Consider the following 20,612-nt stretch of genomic DNA (forward strand, 5'->3'; position numbering starts at 1 on the left):
GCAAGACAAGTGGGCACTTTTAAGGCGATTAATCTACCTTCCATTAAGCCTAGCAGTAAATCTGCTAACATCAGCTTTGCTGATAATGTGATTACTTATAACGAGACAAATCCGGACGGCGCCGCAGCAATTTTCCCCACATTGGATCGGGACGTAGTCACCAGCACACCTACCCTAATTATAACAGCAGCTACCAATACAGGACAGTTTATTACAAAGGAAATTCAGGTGGATGAGCAAGTTCGTCAAAATAAAGGATTGAACAACCTGAAGATTACCCCTGGGGTAAGGTATAATCTTAAGATTAGATTTGGCCCTTGTAAAGAAGATATAGATCCTGTTAATTTTTCTATTGAAAATGGGAATACAAAGGAATTTTCCGTACCTGCAACAGATGATGGTCTCATTTTTGACGTTTTTACATTAGATAATTCCTTTACTCTAAGAATTAATAATACTCCCATTACCACACAGGAAATCCAATTCCAAGGCGGTGCAAGAGTTACCCCCCCAAGAAACGTTCGCTTTACTGATGGAGGAATATGGGGAGACGGTAACATACCACAAATTTTCCGACTGGAGGGAGATGAAAGAAATCCTATTGTAAGAGTAGTGGTTAGTAAAGAAGGGAAGGTATCTCTCTATGGAAGTAAAACCTCTGGCGGACCTCTATATCCTCTAGAATTGTTTAACAATAATACATTTAATAATGTTAGATGGAATGAGTCAGGCCAACCTAACACCATTAACTTGAGCCAGATCTTATCCCGAGAGACTTATATGAGTGGAAGGGTAAGAGGAAGGAGAATTGTACAGTGCCAACCTTAAAAATATTACCAATATATGAAACACCGCCCTGGATTAAAACCAGGGCGGTGTTTCATATAAAATCTTCTTTAAACACTATTTTTATCCCTTTTAGACAGGTAAATTTCCGTGCCACAACATTTGTATTGAATTGAAAAACAAAACTATTACGCTTTAATATAGGAGTGTATTGAGGTTAGTCTTTGTAAGAGTTATCGAAAATCTAGTATTTTTTTAGAAGCTCTATATAACACCGACATGATATGTTGAATATCTATTGTAACTCATCCATCATCAGGTGTGATTATAAGATATTTCTCTCTTGACTTAAGGGTTTTAACAACTCATCATAGGCTGGTGAGAACTGTAGCGAAATAATTAAAAAAAGTGCAACCAATTATCATATCCCTATTCAATAGGTGCCCACCTATGGTCTTTCATTTTTAAATAAAATTATTCAGAAGAAAGCCCTAAGATCCTAAATATATATGAGCAATCATCTGGTTTTACATTCGTTTATTTTATCCTTATCTGCTTAATTCCCTCTATATAAAATATAAATCTTATTTACTTTTCTATAGCTTTTTAGTTTAAGGCGACTATCTGCACCAAATTTAAAATCACCTGTGTGGCTTTTGACATGGACTCTAAAGGAACGTATTCATAAGGTCCATGGAAATTATGCCCCCCCGCAAAAATATTAGGGCAAGGTAAGCCCATATAGGATAGCCTCGATCCATCGGTACCTCCGCGGATAGCCTTAATATTGGGCTTTACTCCGGAGAGCTTCATCGCTTCCTCGGCAAAATCGACAATATACATTTTATCTTCAATTTGTTTGCGCATATTAAGGTATTGCTCCCGAATTTCGAGCTCAGCAGTCCCCGCTCCATATTTTTGGTTAAATTCTTCTATTTTTTGTTTTAAAAGCTGATTTCGCTGTTTATATTTAGTATAGTCATGATCACGAACAATATATTGTAATTTAGCCTCAGATACCCCTGCTTTAATATCGGTAAGGTGAAAAAAGCCTTCATAGCCTTTCGTCGTCGCTGGAGTTTGATCAGCCGGAAGACTTTGAATGAACTCGGCAGCTAAGAGCCCCGCATTAAGCATTTTACCATAAGCATAACCGGGATGAACACTAAGACCCTTAATCTTGACTACAGCCCCCGAAGCATTGAAATTTTCATATTCTAACTCTCCTATTTCTCCTCCATCCATAGTATAGGCCCATGCCGCACCAAAATTTTCTACATCAAATTTATCGGCGCCCCTGCCGATCTCTTCATCTGGAGTAAAGCCTATGGAAATACGGCCATGTTTAATTTCGGGATGCGCTATAAGATACTCTGCTGCCGTCACAATCTCTGCGATTCCAGCCTTATCATCTGCGCTTAACAGAGAGGTACCGTCAGTACTAATAATCGTTTGCCCTTTATATTGGCTTAATTCCTGAAATTTAGAGGGAGAAAGTGTAAAACCCGTTTCTTTATTCAGTAACAAATCGCCTCCATCATAGTTTTCCCACACCAGAGGTTTAATATTTTTTCCATTAAAATCGGGAGATGAATCAAAATGCGAAATAAAACCTATTTGAGGCACCTCTTTATCAATGTTAGAAGGAATAAACCCATATACATAGCCATGTTCATCTTTGGAAACCGATTCTAAACCTATTTCCTGTAGCTCTTTGAAAAGATAATCAACCATCTCCCATTGTTGCTGGGTACTAGGGGTTGTATCACTCTCGGGGTCGCTAGTGGAGTATATTTTTATATAGGTTAAAAATCTTTGCAAGAGTTTTTGCTGCCAGGCTTGATCCCATTCTATTCTATTCATAATTTTTGTTTATGTCAAACAAATTTATATATTTATAGAACGAATGCCAAATTTTGAGAATCCCCTATTATAGGGGGTTCTCCCAAAAAAAAATAAAAAAATGTTTATAACCGAATGCCCGAGAGATGCTATGCAAGGTTGGCCCCACTTCATTCCTACCCCAACCAAGATTGATTATATTAATAGCTTGATGGATGTGGGATATGATGTTTTAGACTGTGCGAGCTTTGTGAGTCCCAAGCTAATTCCTCAGATGGCGGACAGTGGAGAAGTTATAGACCATATTGATAAAAGTCGTTCCAATACAAAACTCTCCGTTATCGTTGCCAACTACTCCTTGGCAGAAAAAGCCCTACTCCACCCCAATATAGATTTTCTAGGCTTCCCTTTTTCCATTTCGGAAACCTTTCAGCACAAAAATACTAATAAGAGTAGGGAAAATGCTTTTATAGAGGTACAGCGCATCCTCTCCCTGGCTAAAGATAAAAACAAAGACCTTATTTTATATTTTTCAATGGCCTTCGGCAACCCCTATGGGGAAATATGGAGGTGGGAAGAAGTTGGCGAATGGGTGGAACGTTTTGATCAGATCGGTATAAAAACCATTATGCTCTCAGACACTACAGGCATTGCTGATTCCGAAAGTATTCGCCTTCTGTTTTCAAATATACCTGCTCATTTTCCCAAGATTGAATTTGGAGCTCATTTTCACACGCTCTACCGGGATTCTTATCTTAAAATTAAAACCGCCTATGATTATGGTTGCCGGCGTTTTGACTCGACTATAAGAGGGATAGGAGGATGCCCTATGGCCAAGGATGATCTTTTGGGCAACATGCCTACCGAACAACTTATTAATTTTCTTCAACTAGAAAAGGTGGAACACCCACTCAATCTTCTGAATTTTGAAAGCGCTTATAACCAAGCGAAAAACATTTTCGGCTTTAACTTAAACCACTAAATAAATGACAGCAAAAATAATTTATCTCGCCCATTTAAGGTGTGAATCGGAACATTCAGATTCGGGGACATGCATACTTAGCGATGCTCCCAAAGATAATTATGGCCAAGGGGCAGCTTTTTCTCCCACGGATTTATACGCAACTTCCCTAGGACAATGTATGCTCACCACTATCGCTATTCTTGGAAAAAGTAAAAATATCAATATTGAAGGGGCCTGTTGTTATATTACAAAAAAGATGAACCCCTCTCCCCGCAAAATCGCCGAAATTATCTGCGAGCTGCAATTCACTTCTGCTGGGTACAGTGATACCGAAAAACAGTTCATAGAAAAAACAGCACTCAATTGCCCCGTCGCCCTAAGCCTTCACCCAGACATCAAAAAAACAGTACACTTCCAGTATGGAAAGGTATAAAGAGGATAGAAATTAAAAAAAATATCTGCTTATGGACTGCTTTCATTTATAACATCCCTAACTCAAAGCGAGCCTCTTCACTCATCATGTCTTTGGTCCAGGTAGGCTCAAAGGTCAATTCTACGGTACTTTTAATCACCCCTTCCACTGTTCCTATTTTTTGTTCTACTTCCTTGGGAAGTGTTTCGGCTACCGGACAATTAGGGGCGGTTAATGTCATCAAGACCTTAACCTCTCCCTCTTCACTAATGAGCACGTCATAAATAAGCCCCAGCTCATAAATATCCACGGGAATCTCCGGATCGTAAATAGTCTTTAGCACCTTTATAATCTGCTCTCCTATCTCTGCTATAAAATCTTCTGTATATGGGGTATTCATTATAAAATTATCTCCTGTTTAGTCTTCTTTCTCCAACGAATCCTCTTGTCGCATTCTTCTGAAAACATTGCACAAAGTTAAGACATCTTTTTCACAATATATACGAATACGCTCTAAGTCTTTTTCTATATAATAGATGGATGCTACCATGGAACCATCGATATCATCTTTGGGGGTTGGAACTTCAAATAAATGGGCCAACAACTCTAAGGAAACATAGCTTTTCCAGTCTCCAAATTTCCACAACTCCATGGTATCTAGATGAGGGACTTCCCATGGCTTTTTCCCAAACATCTGTAAGGGAATAGGAGGCTGTATCTGGTGGATCAGCATCCTTCTCGCAATATAGGGAAAGTCGAATTCTTTTCCGTTATGCGCACAGAGAATGACCTGCTTGAGACGAGGCTTGTTGAAAATCTCTCCAAATTCAGTCAGAATCTTCTTTTCATCGTGCCCATAAAAGGAATAAATTTTAAGCCGTCCTAATTTGGACAACATTCCTATAGATATACAAATAATTTTGCCAAATTCGGCCATAATCCCCGCCCGTTCTTGATAAAATTCTGAAGCCTCGGTTTGATCGCTACGCTGCGACTTTGTTTTTTTATCCCATAATTTCTGGGTGGTCTGATCTAAATCTTCCCAATGCGCTACTTGTGGAACTGTTTCTATATCTAAAAAAAGAATATTTTCAAAAGGAATATTCTGAATCATCAAAAAAATTTTACGCATTAAATAACTGAACGATCTCGTCTACGATAAAGGCTACTTCTGCAGGTCTGCCTTTGCTGTCTTTCTGTTCACTCCTGGTATAACCTGTTCTTACCATCACTATATCGTGTTCGGGGATACAAATTACATACTGCCCATATAAACCTCTCAAATAATAATGTGAGACAGCAGCATCTTTATTGACCCATATTCCATTGCCATACGCCCCTTGAGATAAGGGGGTTCCAGTGATCATTTTTTTTACAAATTCGGGCTGTAAAATTTGTTTTCCCTGCCACTGACCCAGATTGAGGAGTAATTGCCCCAACTTAGCAAAATCCCTAGAGATCGCATTGATACAACAATAAGTTTTCTCCATTCCCTCCGTACGATCCAAGTTCCAAAAAGCCGACTCTTCCATCCCTAAAGGCTTCCACAATTTTTCAGAAGCATAATCGCTCAAAGACATTCCAATGGCTTTTCGAATAGCAAAACCCAAAAGTTGTGTAGTCCCACTCTGATATTCAAACTGGCGGCCAGGACTACTTTTAAATCGTCTTTTTAGCATTAATTCAGCAAGATCATCTCCATAATAAGCTTTTGCATTAGGCTTAAAAGGACTCGAATAATCCTCTTCCCAATCTAGACCACTCTCCATCGCCGAAAGATGCTCTAAACTACAAAGTTTCCCATAGGGATCTTGAGAAAATTCAGGATAAAAATCTATCAGCTTAGCCTCTGTTCCTTGAATTTTATTGTCGTGAATGGCACAACCTAGCAACATAACTGTGAGGCTTTTAGCCATTGAAAAAGAATTGGTTTTAGATTTCTCATCATGTCCAGACCAATAATATTCAGCGAGCAACTTACCTCTTTTAACCACCAAGAAAGAAACCGTTTTGGTTTGGGCTAAATGTTCTAAAAGCTGATAGGAAAGAGGCGTCTGGTTATAATTATTATCTTTTTCCCAAGGCTGTGGTTCTGCATTTTTTATAATATGTACAGCAGAATATTGACCATCCAGAATATGAGCACCCCACTTCCCTTTCATATAAGTTTTACGCACCGCCGTAATCAGATAACGATATTTCCAAACCCAATAGGCTATTAAAAGAAAAAAAACACCATATAAGAGTATATTCCACATTTCTTTAAGTTAGATTCTTAATTTATCTTATTATTTTGTTCAGGTGTTGAATGAATTTCTGGTGAGTATGATAAGTTTTTCAGACCTTTGTTTCTCATGATGAATCTACATTTTTTACAAAAATATCTGCCTGATGGAGGCCTTTTTTTTATTGTAAAGTGGTTGAAACCCTATGCTTGCACTATTAAAATCACCCATAGCCGCCGTTCTAAACTGGGAGATTTTCGTTACCGGTTAAACGGTCCCCATCAGATTTCCATTAACGGAGATCTAGAGGCTCAGCTTTTTTTCTTTGTATTGACGCACGAAATTGCACACCTAATTAGCTTTGCAGCGAAAAAAAAGATACTACCACATGGGAAAGAATGGAAATGCTGTTATAGAGATTTGCTGCTAGAAAGCCTTAGTATCTATCAAAAGGACTTTCAAACTTTGGTGAAAAACTTTTCAAAAAATCCCAAGGCCAGCTATAACGCCGCTTCAGAAATTGTTCGATATTTTAGCCCCCACGTCCCAGAACACTTCTTTATAGAAGATCTTCATATAGGCCATTTCTTTGAATACCAACGCCAAACTTTCCAAATCCTAAAAATAAGAAAAAAGCGTTATATTTGCAAAAATATAAATTCGGGAAAAGAATACTTATTCAACACCTGTGTTCAGGTAAGAAAATTGACTTGCAATGATAGAGAATAGATATTGTGTAATAATGGCGGGGGGCATAGGTAGTAGATTTTGGCCTATCAGTACCTCCAAATTTCCGAAGCAATTTCAAGACATACTAGGAGTAGGCCGGACCATGATTCAACAGACTTATGATAGAATTAAAAAAGTGGTTCCGGTTCAAAACATTTTTGTAATTACCAGTATTGAGCATCTTAATATCGTTCAATCCCAATTACCGGAACTCAACCCTGAGAATGTGGTGGGAGAACCTGTTATGAAAAATACAGCCGCCTGCAATATTTTCATGGCGATGAAAATTGCCCAGCTCAATCCGGATGCCTCCATCACTGTCCTGCCATCTGACCACTTAATTTTGAAAGAAAACGCTTTCTTAAAGACGATGGAAATCGCTTTTGAAGCGACGAGTACCCTCCACCAACTCTTAACGATAGGGGTCAAACCTACTCGTCCCGAAACCGGGTATGGTTATATACAATTCCTTGATAAAAAGGAGCATAACGTATTCCAAGTGAAGACCTTCACAGAAAAACCAAATCTGGAAATTGCCAAAAGTTTTTTGGAATCAGGAGATTTTTTGTGGAATTCAGGAATGTTTGTTTGGAATGTTCAGGATATTTTAAAAGCTTTTAGGCAATATCTTCCTGAAATGCACCAGTTATTTGTAGAATGTCCCTTTAATACAACGCGTGAAAAAGAGTATATTGAAGCTATTTACCCTCGCTTACAAAAGATTTCTATCGACAATGCTATTTTAGAAAAGAGTAAAAATGTTGCAGTTATCCCAGCGGAATTAGGTTGGTCAGACTTAGGTACCTGGACTTCAGTATTTGAAAATGCTGAAAAGAATGAATATAACAATGTGGAGAGTTCTAAGTATGTACTTACCTATTCTTCTTCAGGAAATATTATAAAGATCAAAAATAAAAATAAAGCTGTAATTATTGATGGTTTAAACGACTATATTGTAGTAGATACGGATAAAGCATTACTCATCTGCCCTAGAGATCATGATCAGGAAATAAAAGATTATGTAATTGATCTAAAAACGATGAAGAAAGGAGATAAGTTTATATAAACTGACACCATAAAGTACTAGACTTTTATAAACTTATGCTAGCTAGACCAAAGATATAAAATCATATAGAAAACGAACAAAGCTTGGCTCTAAGATCACTCACATATGGTATTTGGTTAGATTGCCATTACAAAACGTGATAAGTAGCATTCTAATTCTGGCCGGTGATGGCATCAAAAAATATGATGTGTTTTTATGTCTCGGGTTTTTCTGATATCATAAACAGATAACGCTAAAGACCCTTTTTCCTATTATATTTATTTAAAGAGCCTAACCCTAATAAACGATCTGAGAACGTTTTTTAATATTTTATTGACAATAAGTTAAGTACAGTTCCTCAAACAATGTATTGAAACACTCTACCCTCTCCTGATTTTAAACGCTACCCTTACACGCTTGTTGGGGCATGGTGTAGAGGAGGGTAGCTAAAAGGATATTTAAAACAAATGAGCGGAGGGAGGGAGAAAGAAAAAATGCCAATATCTGTAGAGGAACTGACCTAACCTTATACATAATTTTTTTATATTATTACTGGAGCGGATTTTCTGCTACACAGCGGATAGTAGCACCGATATTTTTATTGTAATGGTTAAAGTTATTAATGCTGGCTGTCCATGCATTCAAATCACCATGAGCCACACTATTCCAATAGTTACGACTGCCTCCCCTATCTAACAAAGATCCATCTGTAGAATTTCTATATCCTGCGGACATAAAAGTTAATTTTACGGATGTATTATACTTACTGGTCAATACGGCTGCTCCACTAAAGTTGATCGGGGAATTCTGATTAGAACCAATCACGGTTCTGGTAGTATTTGATTCCAGGGCTATGAATTCTCTCCCCGACGGCACCCTCCATCCGGCAGGACATGGATCTGTGGAGGTTTTGGCAGGCTCTTCTTCCGGCCTGGGATTCCACGCATTAGACGACGGAGTATTAGTCGTATTATCCCATCCTTGTATGGGACCAGGGGGCGTAGATGCTTGTGCCACCGCTTTACTTCTTCCCCATTGATAATAATTACCCACTATATTTACACTCGGAACATCGGGATTAGCGGAGATCTGCGCTCCTAGATTATGACGCATAAATATAAATCCATTAATACGTGCGGCGGGATAGCCCCTGTATTCTAGGTATTTATCGTTAGGCTCAAAGGAAAGCTTGAGATTATAGCGAATACCCTGTTCAATGACTAAGCGATTAAACCTTATATTTTCATGTGTAATATAAGCCTTTAGACCTCCTGATGTACTCATCTTAACGGATTTAATGCTAAGGAAGCCATTATAATCTGCACCTCCATTAAAGAAAACTGGGGAGGCTATGACAGATTCTGCATTGAGTTTCGGAAAAGAGAGCTCCCTTCCAATTTTTGAACCCGCAGGACTGGTTTCTCCATTTGATAGCTTTATATTCGCCCTATCGGAATGATTGGGGATCATCACCCCCTTTATATCTAAAATGCTATAGTGGGTAGGAGAAGCATCTAATGTCGTAATAATCTGGCTGAACTTATGCCTGAAAACTATATCTAAGACATTGGTTTTATCAGCCGTAACAGTTAATTTCTTAGAGAAATACATTAAATCCGAATCACCTGAAACACCCTCCAAACCAGCAGTGGACAAGGTTTTTTTTGAAGGATCTGTATAAGTAACCTCAGGCAACTGACTGGTTGAACCTATAGAGTATACCACAAAGTCATAAGTTCCGCCTTCAGCTAAACCGGTGATCTCAGGACTTGCTTCTCCGCTCACATAATTCTGCTCTTTTACATAATTGCCCGCATGATCATAGACCAAGACTTTATATCGTATTCCCTGACCTAAAGAGGAAACCCTCTTTTCTGCAACTGCTGTATTCTCAAAAGAATTAATTTTAGGCGTTTCAGGTGTAAGCGTCGCTACTAATTTATAAGCATCATCTTCTTTAAAAAAGAATTCCTGACGCTGAACAGACACGTCGGTGTTTAACTTATGATTCGAAGCTGACGGTCCTATTTTACGATCTCCCTCAAAACTACTGCCCTGAAGGCTGATTCTAACAATGGTGTTACCTGTTGCCACCTCTTCGGAACTGGAATGGGTACTACGGCATGAAATCCCCCAAAAGAGTACTATTACCAAAACGCTTCTTAATAAAATAATGGGGTTTATTTTAGATTCCTTTTTTTTCATTTTAAAAATTTTTAGTATTTGTGTTATGACTACCAATCTAATGTGCCTTCTTCTTTTTTATCTTCCCATTCTTCCTGAGGTTGGTCAGGTCTTACCTTTGCAGATCCTGCCGCTATACTCCCTTCCATCTGAATTTGTGAAAACTTTAGGATAGGTGGGCTATATCCTTCTTCTTGTAACAATTTAGCTTCCTTAATAAACTTGGATCTTTTTTGATTTTGTTTTTTTTTCATCTGTAAATTAAATATGTTTTTAAGTCTTTTATTTAATCGTTTTGCGCATATTGATACTAGGATAGTCTCGTGATAACAGTCCATAAAATCTGCTGGCTAAAATTACCCGAAGAATGATATTTTCACTTAAAATTGTTTAGCAGAATTCGGGAAAACAGCTGATAAACAACATATAGAGTATTGAAAAACAAATATTTACAAAAAAAGATTACAAAGATAGCCTATCTATTTTAAGGACTTAAACCGGTAAAAAGTGGTCGTGGTATTGAAGCTTTGTTTTTGATAAGAGGTTAAAAATCCCAAAAAAGCTAAGCGGTGAGAGTTAATAAAAACCTAATTAAAAAATAATTCAGCTAAAAACAAAACAAGCTGAAATAAATCAGTTTTTTATGCTATTTTTAAATTAATAACATCTTATTATTAATCTTATTTTACTTATAAATCAGCTAAGCATCAGTATAAATTGCATTTCATTATAGATCGTTTGATATTAACAATAAATACTGAATTTCACCTTTAGTATTTTATACATTTTTTAATCATGCTGTGTAGGATATTTAGACCTTTTTTTTATTCAATCTTTCCCCTATATACTCTGAAGGAGATAAGCCTATCTCTTTTTTAAAGATGAATGCAAACCGACTTTGAGAAGAAAATCCACCCATTTCAGATAGATAACTTATTTTATAGTGCAGATATTTAGGATTCTCATTCAGTTGCCGAATAATATAATTAATCTTCAATCCATTGATATAGCCATTGAAATTTTTATTTCGGTGGACTTTTAATAGATAATGTATGTATTTAGTATTGGTATTGAGAATAGTTGCGAGGTTGGAAATGGTAAAATTACGGGCTGTAAAGGCGCTTCCTTGCTCAAATTTTATAAGTATTTGCAAAAGTTCAGATTCTTTGCTCTTGGAGATCATTCCATGTCCATTTCCCTGTTTTGCCAATGGCACTTCCTCAGCTTTAGAGTTTTGTACTACTCTAATATCATTTTTTAAAATTAGCTTTACAACTTCTCTCTGAGGTCTATTAAACTTTTTTTTTGCCTTTTCTTTAAAAACAAAAAGAATCACTGTAAAAACAATTTGTAAAACAAGAACTCCTTTCCATATTTTAATTTTGTTATTCGGAACCAAAACATCTGTTTTATATGGAATTAAACGCTTATTGAGCTTTTCAATCTCTTTTATATTTTTTTTTTCAAGTGATTGATATATTTTAAAATTAGCTTTCCCCATACTCCCTATAGTATACCGTATTTCCTCTTGTGTTATTATTTTTACAAACTCTATATAACTCGTTTTCCAAGCTTCTTTTTTGGCCCTATCAAACCACTCAAGAGCCTGTTGGTTATTGTTTTCTTCTGCACATATCATCCCCTGATATAGATAATAAGAAGCCCATAAAGGTTTAGATTTTCCGGCGGGAACTTGTTTTAGACAAACCTCCATTTCTGCTATACTTTTTTTAGCCTCATCGAGCTGGTTGCTTTTCAGATAATCATACACTAACCAGCTGTATTCTAAAGCATATTCATATTTGTCTACTCCATTAATGTAAGTTTTTTTTTTGAAATAGCTTATATTGTGTAATCGATAAGGTATGGATAGGTTGTATTGGTTATTGCTTTCTAAGCACCTCCCTTTGTAGCGATTGGTAAAAATCAAATAATGAGTATGATCGACTTTATTAGACAAGAGGTGAGCAATTTTCCAATATTCTTTTCCCTTTTCCTGAAGTCCCATTTTACTGTAAATTTCAGCCATACGATAATTAATCGTAAAACGTTGCCCAAAACAATCGTTTTTAGCCGCATGTTGATCTGCTTTTAATAAATACTCTATTGCTTGTGCATACTCCATCCGTTTGGTCATGGCCTCTGCTATCTGACTATAAGTTTTCACTTTTTCTTGATCCGGATGAATTAGAACAAATGTTTTACGCCCACTGAAAGAATTATTATGGATGCAATAAGTCAAATTTTGAACGGTTATAAAAGGATTAAAATCATTACTTTTTTGAGTATATATAATAATTAAATATGAGGCTATAAATAACTGTTTTTTTTTCATATATGTTTCTGTCTAAAAGAATAAAGAAACCATTATAATAATTGATTATGAAGCCCAGGACACACGTATGTAAAAATTTTGGAAAATAATATTAAAAAAACAGAACCATCCCCTAAACAGGAATTCCCCTCCTCTAATCACCTCCATCATTTATATTTTTAATACAATCTGGAAAATATTATCATTTTTTATGAACTCTGTTTGGAGTATTATATTTTTACAAGTCAGGATAAAGTTTTATCCTTGATATTGATTATCGTTTACTGTTTAGTGTAGAATTAACTGCTTAAAAATAATCTTTTTCAGACTATAATATTACAAAAAATAGAATCTTTTCAAATAGAATGAACGAATAATAAAAACAAGTATTTTATGCCTGTTAAAGCTAAAAAATCAATCCATCCTGCAATCATATCATTGTATTTAAGCCCTAAACACACATCGCTTTAGATCCTTATAAAGATCTCTTAATACACGCTCAATTAAAAATTTAAGCTGTTAATACCACCCAAAAGCTGATGAGATGATGAGCTTATAATACTATAACCGAAAATTGAATATCAAAATTGTGTATTTTTTTTTAACTTTCACTAACAAATGATGTGTTATGTTAGTAAAAGTTTACGGTAAAGCCATCCAAGGTATTTCAGCTCGTAAAATTACAGTAGAAGTTAATATTGAGAATGGAGTGGGTTATCATTTGGTAGGCCTCCCGGATAATGCCATTAAAGAAAGTAGCCATAGAATTTCAGCCGCCCTTAAAAATGTAGGCTATAAACTACCCGGCAAAAAAATAACCATCAATATGGCTCCTGCTGATTTACGTAAGGAAGGATCCGCATATGACCTCACCATTGCAATAGGTATTTTAGCCGCCAACAAAAACATTAAAACTGATGACCTTGATCGATATATTATTATGGGGGAACTCTCTCTAGACGGGGGGTTACAATCTCTAAAAGGAGTCCTCCCTATCGCGATACAAGCGAGTAAAGAAGGCTTTAAAGGCATTATTATTCCTCAGCAAAACGCCAGAGAAGCAGCCATCGTTGATACCCTTGATGTACATGGTGTTGCTAATATTAGTGAGGTAATAGAGTTTTTCGATAAAAAAAAACCTCTTGCCAAAACGAAATGCGACCTGCTAAGAGAATTCCAAAAAGAAATAGTGAACTTCCCTTTTGATTTCAATGAAGTAAAGGGACAGGAAACTGCTAAAAGAGCTTTAGAAATAGCCGCTGCAGGAGGTCATAATATCCTTTTAATAGGATCACCAGGCAGTGGAAAAACAATGTTAGCAAAACGCCTGCCCAGTATATTACCTCCTTTGAATATAGAAGAAGCCCTGGAAACTACCAAAATACATTCAGTTGCAGGAAAAATAGAAGGCAATGGCTCTATCATTACCTCCCGGCCTTTTCGCAGCCCCCACCACAGTATTTCCGATGTAGCATTAGTCGGCGGAGGGAGTTACCCCCAACCAGGTGAGATCTCCTTAGCCCATAATGGAGTGCTATTTCTAGATGAAATGCCCGAATTTAAACGCAGTGTATTAGAGGTGATGCGTCAGCCGCTTGAAGATCGATATGTTAGCATTTCGCGTGCAAAATTCAGCGTTAATTATCCCGCAAGTTTCATGCTAGTAGCCTCGATGAATCCCAGCCCCTCAGGATATTTTCCTGATGACCCGAACAACACCTCATCTATGACCGAAATGCAACGTTATATGAGCAAGATTTCAGGCCCTCTTCTAGATCGTATTGATCTCCACATTGAGGTGAGTAAAGTAGGTTTCGAACAACTTTCAACGAAGAGAAAGGGAGAAGCGAGTTCCGTTATTCGACAACGCGTCCTGCACGCCAGAACTATACAATCGGAAAGATTTAAAGCGACAACCATCAACTCCAATGCGCAGATGGGTCCTAAAGAAATAGAACAATTTTGTATACTGGATAAGGCTTCTCTAAAGCTGATTAAAAGCGCTATGGAAAAACTTAATCTATCGGCCAGAGCTTATGACAGGATTATAAAAGTAGCTCGAAGCATTGCTGATCTGGAGTCTGCACACCAAATCTCTTCGCTGCATATTTCGGAGGCTATTCAATATCGAAGTTTGGATCGAGCATTCTGGAGGGTGTGAACCTGCTTAACCTTTCACCCCTATTCCAAACGGTTTTATAAGTTTCTTACTATCGGACAAATCAGACACCTGGTTCCCAATACTATAAGACACTCCTACTCCCAAAGTCTGTTTAAACTGCAATTTCTGGATCTGGTCATGATCGTATAACAAGTTCACCGATATAATGGTCGAGATAAGCTTATTAAACTTGATATTAATTAAACCCGCATACGCTATATCCACTCGCTCAGGATGACTGGTATAGCTGGAAAATAGATCGAGTTGATTGGTAAAGCTCAGATTCTTCATAATTTGAATTTTATACATAATATTCGCTAAAACACCAAACTCTGTCCTTATGCTCTGTCCATCCCTTTCTAAACCATAATTATCTTTCATCTGAAGCTTAGAGTCCATGACAAAAGTAAATCTCCCAGTAGTAGGCCGAAGTATCACCTGGAAATTTTCACGAGGGTTATAAGAGATCCCGACCCCTATATTAAGATATCCGGGCGCCATGAATTTGGAAATCCTATCATCGTACAATGGATTGGGTGTTTTGTCGTAATTATATCCTGGAAAAAACTGAGATAAAAGCTGTATACCCGCAGATAAATAGTAATTTTTTCTCAAATCATAACCGTAATTAGAGCTTACATTGATATAATCATCTGTTTTTCTAGAAGACTGTCCCTTGGAAGATACCAAGCCATAACCCAGACGAATGTTATTATCCAAAAAATGTCTCCCTTTTTTATAAATTATACTATAATTAACACTCGTATTAATCCCTACATTATCATTCCCTCCTGCATTCCAATTAGAAAAAGCGGCTTGATTAAATAAAACATCATTTTGTCCATAGATATACCATCTTCTTAAACTTGGTGATTTCATAATTTGGTAGGGCGTCACCGGGGTGGGTTCCGTTAAGAATGACAAAATCGGAGACTGGGTAATAATAGTATCAATCTGTATCCTCGGAATTTTCACCATGCTGAAATTAGAAATACTATCTATATTCAGGTTATTTTCCTTCCACTTTGACTGATTAATGGAGTCTATTATTGCTTTTGTTTGGATTTGCTGCTGCCCAAACCCTAACGCAAAACCTTGAAATAAGAGTACTCCTGTAAAAATCCTATTCATTTTTCCCTTCCTTATAAAAACACCCAAAAATACAAATTTTATAGTAAATGAAATTTTATTTGCTTCCGTAAAGCTTTTAAAATAAATATATTATTATAAGATCAACAGACTATAAAAAAAGGATAAAAATGTTATACCTTCGAATATTATGTAAAATAAAGTTTATAGGTCCTAAAGTTAATCTAATGAGGTTTCTTTTTTTATATAGATTTTGAATAACCTAAAAGCAGTATTTAAAATTTTCTAGAGAAAACAAGGAAATAAAATTTATAAATTTCTTATTTTTAAACGATTAAAAATCATTATGTTCTCGGAAGAAACACTCTATGCTATTGCTTTGCGACACTGCCCTTCAATAGGTGACTTCTACTTTAAAAAATTAGTTACCTTAGTTGGTTCTGCAAAGAACGTATGGGGAATGTCTCCCCACGAACTGAATAAAAGATATGGAATAAGTTCCAAAGTTTCCTCACATATCGGAAAAGACGAACACCTCTTTTTCGCAGAAAAAGAACTTGAATTCTGCTACCATAGCCATATTAAAATTTTACTTTCTCACCGAGGAGAACTACCCGGATTGCTCCAGCAGTGCGAGGATGCCCCCTCTATACTATACCAGAAAGGAAAATTTCATTTTAAAAATAAAAATATTAGTATCGTCGGAACCCGAAGTTGTACTTCCTATGGTAAAAATTTTATTACCGGCTTTTTAGAAGCCATAAAAGCAAGTAAAATCCAAACAATCAGCGGACTCGCTCTGGGAACCGATACGACTGTACACTCAGAATCTTTAAAAAACAGAGTTCCTACAGTTGCTATATTAGCTCATGGATTTCGTAGCCTTTATCCCTCGAAAAATAAAATTTTAGCAGAAAGAATCTTAGAGGACGGTGCCCTACTTTCTGAATTCACTTCTCACCAACCCCCACTCAAAGAAAATTTTATTCAAAGAAACAGAATTATTGCCGGAATTTCCCCAGCTACCATCATTACAGAAACAGCTTATGCAGGAGGTGCTATCAGCACAGCTCATTTTGCCAATCGCTACAACAGAAAAGTTTTAGCCCTTCCGGGCCCGATACACCAGCCTATCCATCAGGGATGCAATCTATTGATTGCACAAAACAAAGCCCGTATCCTGATATCTATTCCCGATACGCTCGATTACTTACACATGAACCCCACTTCTCAAAAATCGTTAGAGCTTTTTCCTCCTCAGCCTCTGCTTTCAAATGCCGAGCAAAGAATTCTTTTATCGCTAATCGTAGAGCGTCCTAACATTAGCTTAGAGGAGATCTCCGAAAAAGTGGATTGGCCGAGCTATCGGATTTTACCCATACTGCTCGATTTGGAACTTTTAGGCTGTATTAAGTCTACTTCTGGGAGACTATATGCTCCAATTTAAAAAATGAAGCGTTCCCTAAATTATAGCATTTATAAGGTAAAAAATGAAATTTTATAAAGAAAAAAAACAAATTATAATATTTTTAAAGCAAACTGGTTTTTATTTTGAATTTTATTAAAATCTAAAATATCTCTTGTCTGAGGTGGGAAAAATTTTAACTTTGTCCGTATAAAAATCAAATTCTAATGGAACAATTTAGTGCAGAAGTACAACAGGAAATTGACCGATTTATGGCTTATATAGAAGCCAAAAACCCGAATGAACCAGAATTTATCCAAGCCGTACGTGAAGTTGCCGTAACCGTAATACCATTTATTCTCTCAAAAGATCAATACAAAGGATTTAAGCTTTTAGAAAGAATGGCTGAACCTGAAAGAGTCATTATATTTCGAGTTCCATGGTTTGATGATAAAGGAGAAATTCAAGTAAACAGAGGCTTCAGAATCCAAATGAATTCAGCCATTGGTCCTTATAAAGGAGGACTGCGCTTCCATCCCACGGTTAATTTAAGCGTACTCAAGTTCTTAGCATTTGAACAAGTATTTAAAAATAGCTTGACCACCCTACCTATGGGAGGGGGCAAAGGAGGTGCTGATTTTGACCCTACAGGAAAGTCCGACAATGAAATTATGCGTTTTTGTCAAGCCTTTATGACAGAGCTCTGTAAGCATATCGGTCCATACATCGATGTTCCTGCTGGTGATATAGGCGTAGGTACTAGGGAAATAGGCTATCTCTTTGGACAATATAAAAAAATAAGGAACGAATTTACTGGAGTACTTACAGGGAAAGGACTGGCCTACGGAGGTTCTCTCATCCGTCCCGAAGCCACGGGTTATGGCGTCGTATACTTCTGTGAACAAATGTTGAAAACCATTGGAAAAACAATCAGCAATAAGACTTTTGCGGTTTCTGGATTTGGCAATGTGGCCTGGGGTGTGATTAAAAAAATTGATCAACTCGGCGGAAAGGCGGTAACCATTTCCGGACCAGATGGATATATATACGATCCGAATGGAATATCGGGTGAAAAAATAGATTATCTCTTAGAGCTTCGCGCTTCCGGAAACAACCGAGCAGAAGACTTTGCGAAAAAATATCCTTCCGCCACCTTTATTCCTGGAAAAAAACCTTGGGAGGTAAAATGCGACGTAGCCATACCAGCCGCTACACAAAACGAACTCGATCTTGAGGATGCAAAAAGCTTAGTCTCTAACGGGTGCTTATGCGTTACGGAGGCTGCTAATATGCCCTCTACCCTGGATGCTATCAATTATTTCCTAGATAATAAAGTTCTATTTTCGCCGGGAAAAGCTTCCAATGCTGGAGGAGTGGCCACTTCTGGTCTTGAAATGACCCAAAATTCACTTCGCCTCAACTGGTCTTCGGAGGAGGTTGATGCACGCTTAAAAGAAATTATGATCGGCATCCATAAAGCCTGTCGAGACTATGGTAGAGAAGATGATGGATATGTAAATTATGTAAAAGGAGCCAATATCGCAGGATTCGTAAAAGTTGCAGAAGCTATGCTTGCACAGGGAGTTGTATAAGGTATATTAACAAATATAATCAAGAAAAGCCGGGGTTGATTTATCTAAATCAACCTCGGCTTTTAAAACACGGCCCAGCCTGTTAATATCTGTGAATCCCCGGAGATCTTCTTTGACCAGTTGCTTTTTGATGATGAGTAGCGGATTGCTCATCTTCTTTTTTCACACGTGGAGAAATACCTGCCTCTGAACTTTTTTTAGACTTAGCATCTGTAATTTCTTTAGGAGAAACAGATGCAGACTCATCGGGTTTACTCTTCCCTGAATTTTGATTGGTTTCTTGTGCAAAAGTGGCACCTGTACCTAACCCCAATAAAAGGGCCGAGAAAAATAATTTTTTCATTGTATTAGATTTTTAAAGTTAATGTTATAAATTAATATGTCTTCTCTCGCAAAATTACTTCCGCGATTTTGAGTTTTTATCGTTCCCGATGTCTCATATCTTCTCTACTATACGACCTCCTTTGACCAGCTGCTTTTTGATGATGGACAGCAGATTGCTCGTCTTCTTTTTTTACACCTGGAGAAATACCTGTCTCTGAATTTTTTTTAGCCTTATCCTGTGTAATTTCAGTTGGAGAAGCAGATGCATCGGATTTACTCTTAGCTGTTTGCGGATTGGTGACTTGTGCAAAAGTAGCACCTGTGCCTAACCCCAATAAAAGGGCGGAGAAAAACAACTTTTTCATAATGTTATGATTTTAAAAATTAATTTCATTTTCTTATTTATAAAACGTATATAAGTCTGAAAAATTATTTTATTAACTTAAATTTAACTTTTATTGTTTTATTTTAATATTAATATTGTAATATTAATAGGTTTATATTTTATCATATTTGAATTTAATTGAATTTAATATATTCAAAAAAATATCGTTTAAATCAATAAAATACGCTCTATTCTAAATTAAAAATATGATCTATAAAAATCATTACCCCTTATTTTTCTTATTCTGTTGAAAAATCCATGAGCTTAGTCACTCTTAAAAAAGATAGCGATGAGACTCATGAGCATTTATAAAGTCTGCTTATAAATATTTCTATTAAAAACATCTAATCCAGAGGCCTGCAAAGAAAATTCAAAAGTCGAGGTTAATCGCCACACAATCAATCTCCGCTTTTAAAGCATAAACAAACCTCTTACATTTGCTCATGCCTTCTATCTCTATCATACGTTCTTCTTTGACGAGCTTCTCCTTTTTCAGGATGGGTAGCAGATTGACCGTCTTCTTTTTTTACACGTGGAGAAAGACCGGCCTCTGAGCTTTTTTTAAGCTTATCCTGCGAAGTTTCGTTAGAAGAAGCAGGTGTATCGGATTTATTCTTACCTGTTTGCGAATTGGTGACTTGTGCAAAAGTAGCACCTGTACCCAAACCCAATAAAAGGGCGAAAAAAACAATTTTTTCATAGTATCAGATTTTAAAAATTAATTTCAATTTTTATTGAAACAATAATATTTATATAATAAATCATTTTATTAATTTAAATTTAATATTATTTTATAATAATTAAATATACATAAATAATATATACCTAAAATTTAAATTAAAAAATTAATCTATCTTTTTAGTGAAAAAGAGTAGATGTGAAAAAGATTAACATTGATAGATTTCCAAAGAAAAAACATGCTCTTATAAAAAAATTACTTACAGAATCTTCGAACTCATTCCAGCATAAGACAATGGAGAGAATAACAAGCATACATAAAATTTGCTTCTACTAAGAGCCTGTTTAAAAATAAGCGAAAAAAAAATAATAAGTGCATCTAAAAGAAGTTTAGTGTTACGTTCTTTGAAGTGATAAAACTTTAAAAACATGTACTTAACCGACTTATCAGATGCCCATTGGAAATATATAAAAAAA

The 20,612-nt window shown here is 36.4% G+C and carries 19 protein-coding genes and 1 pseudogene; 8 read left to right on the plus strand and 12 right to left on the minus strand.

The features are described 5' to 3' along the window. Window positions 1–828, plus strand: a pseudogene (locus GNY06_RS02720) (hypothetical protein); the annotation flags it as partial. Window positions 829–1,392: 564 nt separating this feature from the next. Here the strand turns inward: GNY06_RS02720 and pepT are convergent. Continuing rightward, on the minus strand, window positions 1,393–2,649 hold the full coding sequence (gene pepT, locus GNY06_RS02725; protein ID WP_166518695.1) for a peptidase T: 1,257 nt from the start codon (window positions 2,647–2,649) through the stop codon (window positions 1,393–1,395). 100 nt (window positions 2,650–2,749) lie between these two features. Between pepT and GNY06_RS02730 the strand changes: the two genes are divergently transcribed. Together GNY06_RS02730 and GNY06_RS02735 are read left to right on the plus strand one after the other, a co-directional pair. Then, a complete protein-coding gene (locus GNY06_RS02730; RefSeq protein WP_166518696.1) occupies window positions 2,750–3,610 on the plus strand; it encodes a beta/alpha barrel domain-containing protein in 861 nt (286 codons plus the stop codon). A gap of 4 nt (window positions 3,611–3,614) precedes the next feature. Further along, entirely contained in the window at window positions 3,615–4,025 is a 411-nt protein-coding gene (locus GNY06_RS02735) for an OsmC family protein (protein ID WP_166518697.1), read from the plus strand. Window positions 4,026–4,071: 46 nt separating this feature from the next. On the opposite strand, the gene GNY06_RS02740 is transcribed toward GNY06_RS02735, so the two are convergent. The 3 genes from GNY06_RS02740 to GNY06_RS02750 are packed head-to-tail and all read right to left on the minus strand — an operon-like array spanning window position 4,072 to window position 6,262. Further along, entirely contained in the window at window positions 4,072–4,404 is a 333-nt protein-coding gene (locus GNY06_RS02740; RefSeq protein WP_166518698.1) for an SUF system Fe-S cluster assembly protein, read from the minus strand. An 18-nt stretch (window positions 4,405–4,422) separates the two neighbouring features. Then, a complete protein-coding gene (locus GNY06_RS02745; RefSeq protein ID WP_166518699.1) occupies window positions 4,423–5,118 on the minus strand; it encodes a 3'-5' exonuclease in 696 nt (231 codons plus the stop codon). Window positions 5,119–5,128: 10 nt separating this feature from the next. Next, a complete protein-coding gene (locus GNY06_RS02750) occupies window positions 5,129–6,262 on the minus strand; it encodes a serine hydrolase domain-containing protein (protein ID WP_166518700.1) in 1,134 nt (377 codons plus the stop codon). A gap of 96 nt (window positions 6,263–6,358) precedes the next feature. Between GNY06_RS02750 and GNY06_RS02755 the strand changes: the two genes are divergently transcribed. Together GNY06_RS02755 and GNY06_RS02760 are read left to right on the plus strand one after the other, a co-directional pair. Further along, the gene (locus tag GNY06_RS02755) at window positions 6,359–6,958 is read left to right on the plus strand and encodes a SprT-like domain-containing protein (RefSeq protein WP_244614344.1); all 600 of its coding nucleotides are present in this window, start codon (window positions 6,359–6,361) and stop codon (window positions 6,956–6,958) included. Beyond that, window positions 6,945–8,024, plus strand: coding sequence for a mannose-1-phosphate guanylyltransferase (locus GNY06_RS02760; protein WP_166518701.1), 1,080 nt, complete (start codon window positions 6,945–6,947; stop codon window positions 8,022–8,024). The genes GNY06_RS02755 and GNY06_RS02760 overlap by 14 nt, the downstream gene beginning before the upstream one ends. Window positions 8,025–8,552: 528 nt before the next feature. Here the strand turns inward: GNY06_RS02760 and GNY06_RS02765 are convergent. The 3 genes from GNY06_RS02765 to GNY06_RS14775 form a co-directional block, all read right to left on the minus strand. Then, entirely contained in the window at window positions 8,553–10,208 is a 1,656-nt protein-coding gene (locus GNY06_RS02765) for an FISUMP domain-containing protein (protein WP_166518702.1), read from the minus strand. A gap of 29 nt (window positions 10,209–10,237) precedes the next feature. Beyond that, entirely contained in the window at window positions 10,238–10,441 is a 204-nt protein-coding gene (locus GNY06_RS02770) for a hypothetical protein (RefSeq protein WP_166518694.1), read from the minus strand. 557 nt (window positions 10,442–10,998) lie between these two features. Next, the gene (locus GNY06_RS14775) at window positions 10,999–12,354 is read right to left on the minus strand and encodes a helix-turn-helix domain-containing protein (protein ID WP_166518703.1); all 1,356 of its coding nucleotides are present in this window, start codon (window positions 12,352–12,354) and stop codon (window positions 10,999–11,001) included. Between the two features lie 775 nt (window positions 12,355–13,129). Between GNY06_RS14775 and GNY06_RS02780 the strand changes: the two genes are divergently transcribed. Continuing rightward, window positions 13,130–14,662, plus strand: coding sequence for a YifB family Mg chelatase-like AAA ATPase (locus GNY06_RS02780; RefSeq protein WP_166518704.1), 1,533 nt, complete (start codon window positions 13,130–13,132; stop codon window positions 14,660–14,662). A gap of 6 nt (window positions 14,663–14,668) precedes the next feature. Here GNY06_RS02780 and GNY06_RS02785 read toward each other — a convergent pair whose 3' ends face one another. Continuing rightward, entirely contained in the window at window positions 14,669–15,793 is a 1,125-nt protein-coding gene (locus GNY06_RS02785; RefSeq protein ID WP_166518705.1) for a DUF3078 domain-containing protein, read from the minus strand. Window positions 15,794–16,097: 304 nt separating this feature from the next. On the opposite strand from GNY06_RS02785, the gene GNY06_RS02790 reads away from it, so the two are divergent. Next, a complete protein-coding gene (locus GNY06_RS02790) occupies window positions 16,098–17,198 on the plus strand; it encodes a DNA-processing protein DprA (RefSeq protein WP_166518706.1) in 1,101 nt (366 codons plus the stop codon). A gap of 185 nt (window positions 17,199–17,383) precedes the next feature. Continuing rightward, window positions 17,384–18,748, plus strand: coding sequence for an NADP-specific glutamate dehydrogenase (gdhA, locus tag GNY06_RS02795; RefSeq protein ID WP_166518707.1), 1,365 nt, complete (start codon window positions 17,384–17,386; stop codon window positions 18,746–18,748). An 82-nt stretch (window positions 18,749–18,830) separates the two neighbouring features. Here gdhA and GNY06_RS02800 read toward each other — a convergent pair whose 3' ends face one another. The 4 genes from GNY06_RS02800 to GNY06_RS13625 form a co-directional block, all read right to left on the minus strand. Next, on the minus strand, window positions 18,831–19,091 hold the full coding sequence (locus GNY06_RS02800; RefSeq protein ID WP_166518708.1) for a hypothetical protein: 261 nt from the start codon (window positions 19,089–19,091) through the stop codon (window positions 18,831–18,833). 76 nt (window positions 19,092–19,167) lie between these two features. After that, complete coding sequence (locus GNY06_RS02805; protein WP_166518709.1) at window positions 19,168–19,437, minus strand: hypothetical protein; 270 nt, start codon at window positions 19,435–19,437, stop codon at window positions 19,168–19,170. Between the two features lie 451 nt (window positions 19,438–19,888). Further along, the gene (locus GNY06_RS02810) at window positions 19,889–20,128 is read right to left on the minus strand and encodes a hypothetical protein (protein WP_166518710.1); all 240 of its coding nucleotides are present in this window, start codon (window positions 20,126–20,128) and stop codon (window positions 19,889–19,891) included. Between the two features lie 267 nt (window positions 20,129–20,395). After that, on the minus strand, window positions 20,396–20,612 hold a 217-nt coding region (locus GNY06_RS13625; RefSeq protein ID WP_212995074.1), incomplete at its 5' end, for a hypothetical protein.

It is taken from the genome of Elizabethkingia argenteiflava (assembly GCF_009904105.1).
GTDB classification, from domain to species: Bacteria; Bacteroidota; Bacteroidia; order Flavobacteriales; family Weeksellaceae; genus Elizabethkingia; species Elizabethkingia argenteiflava.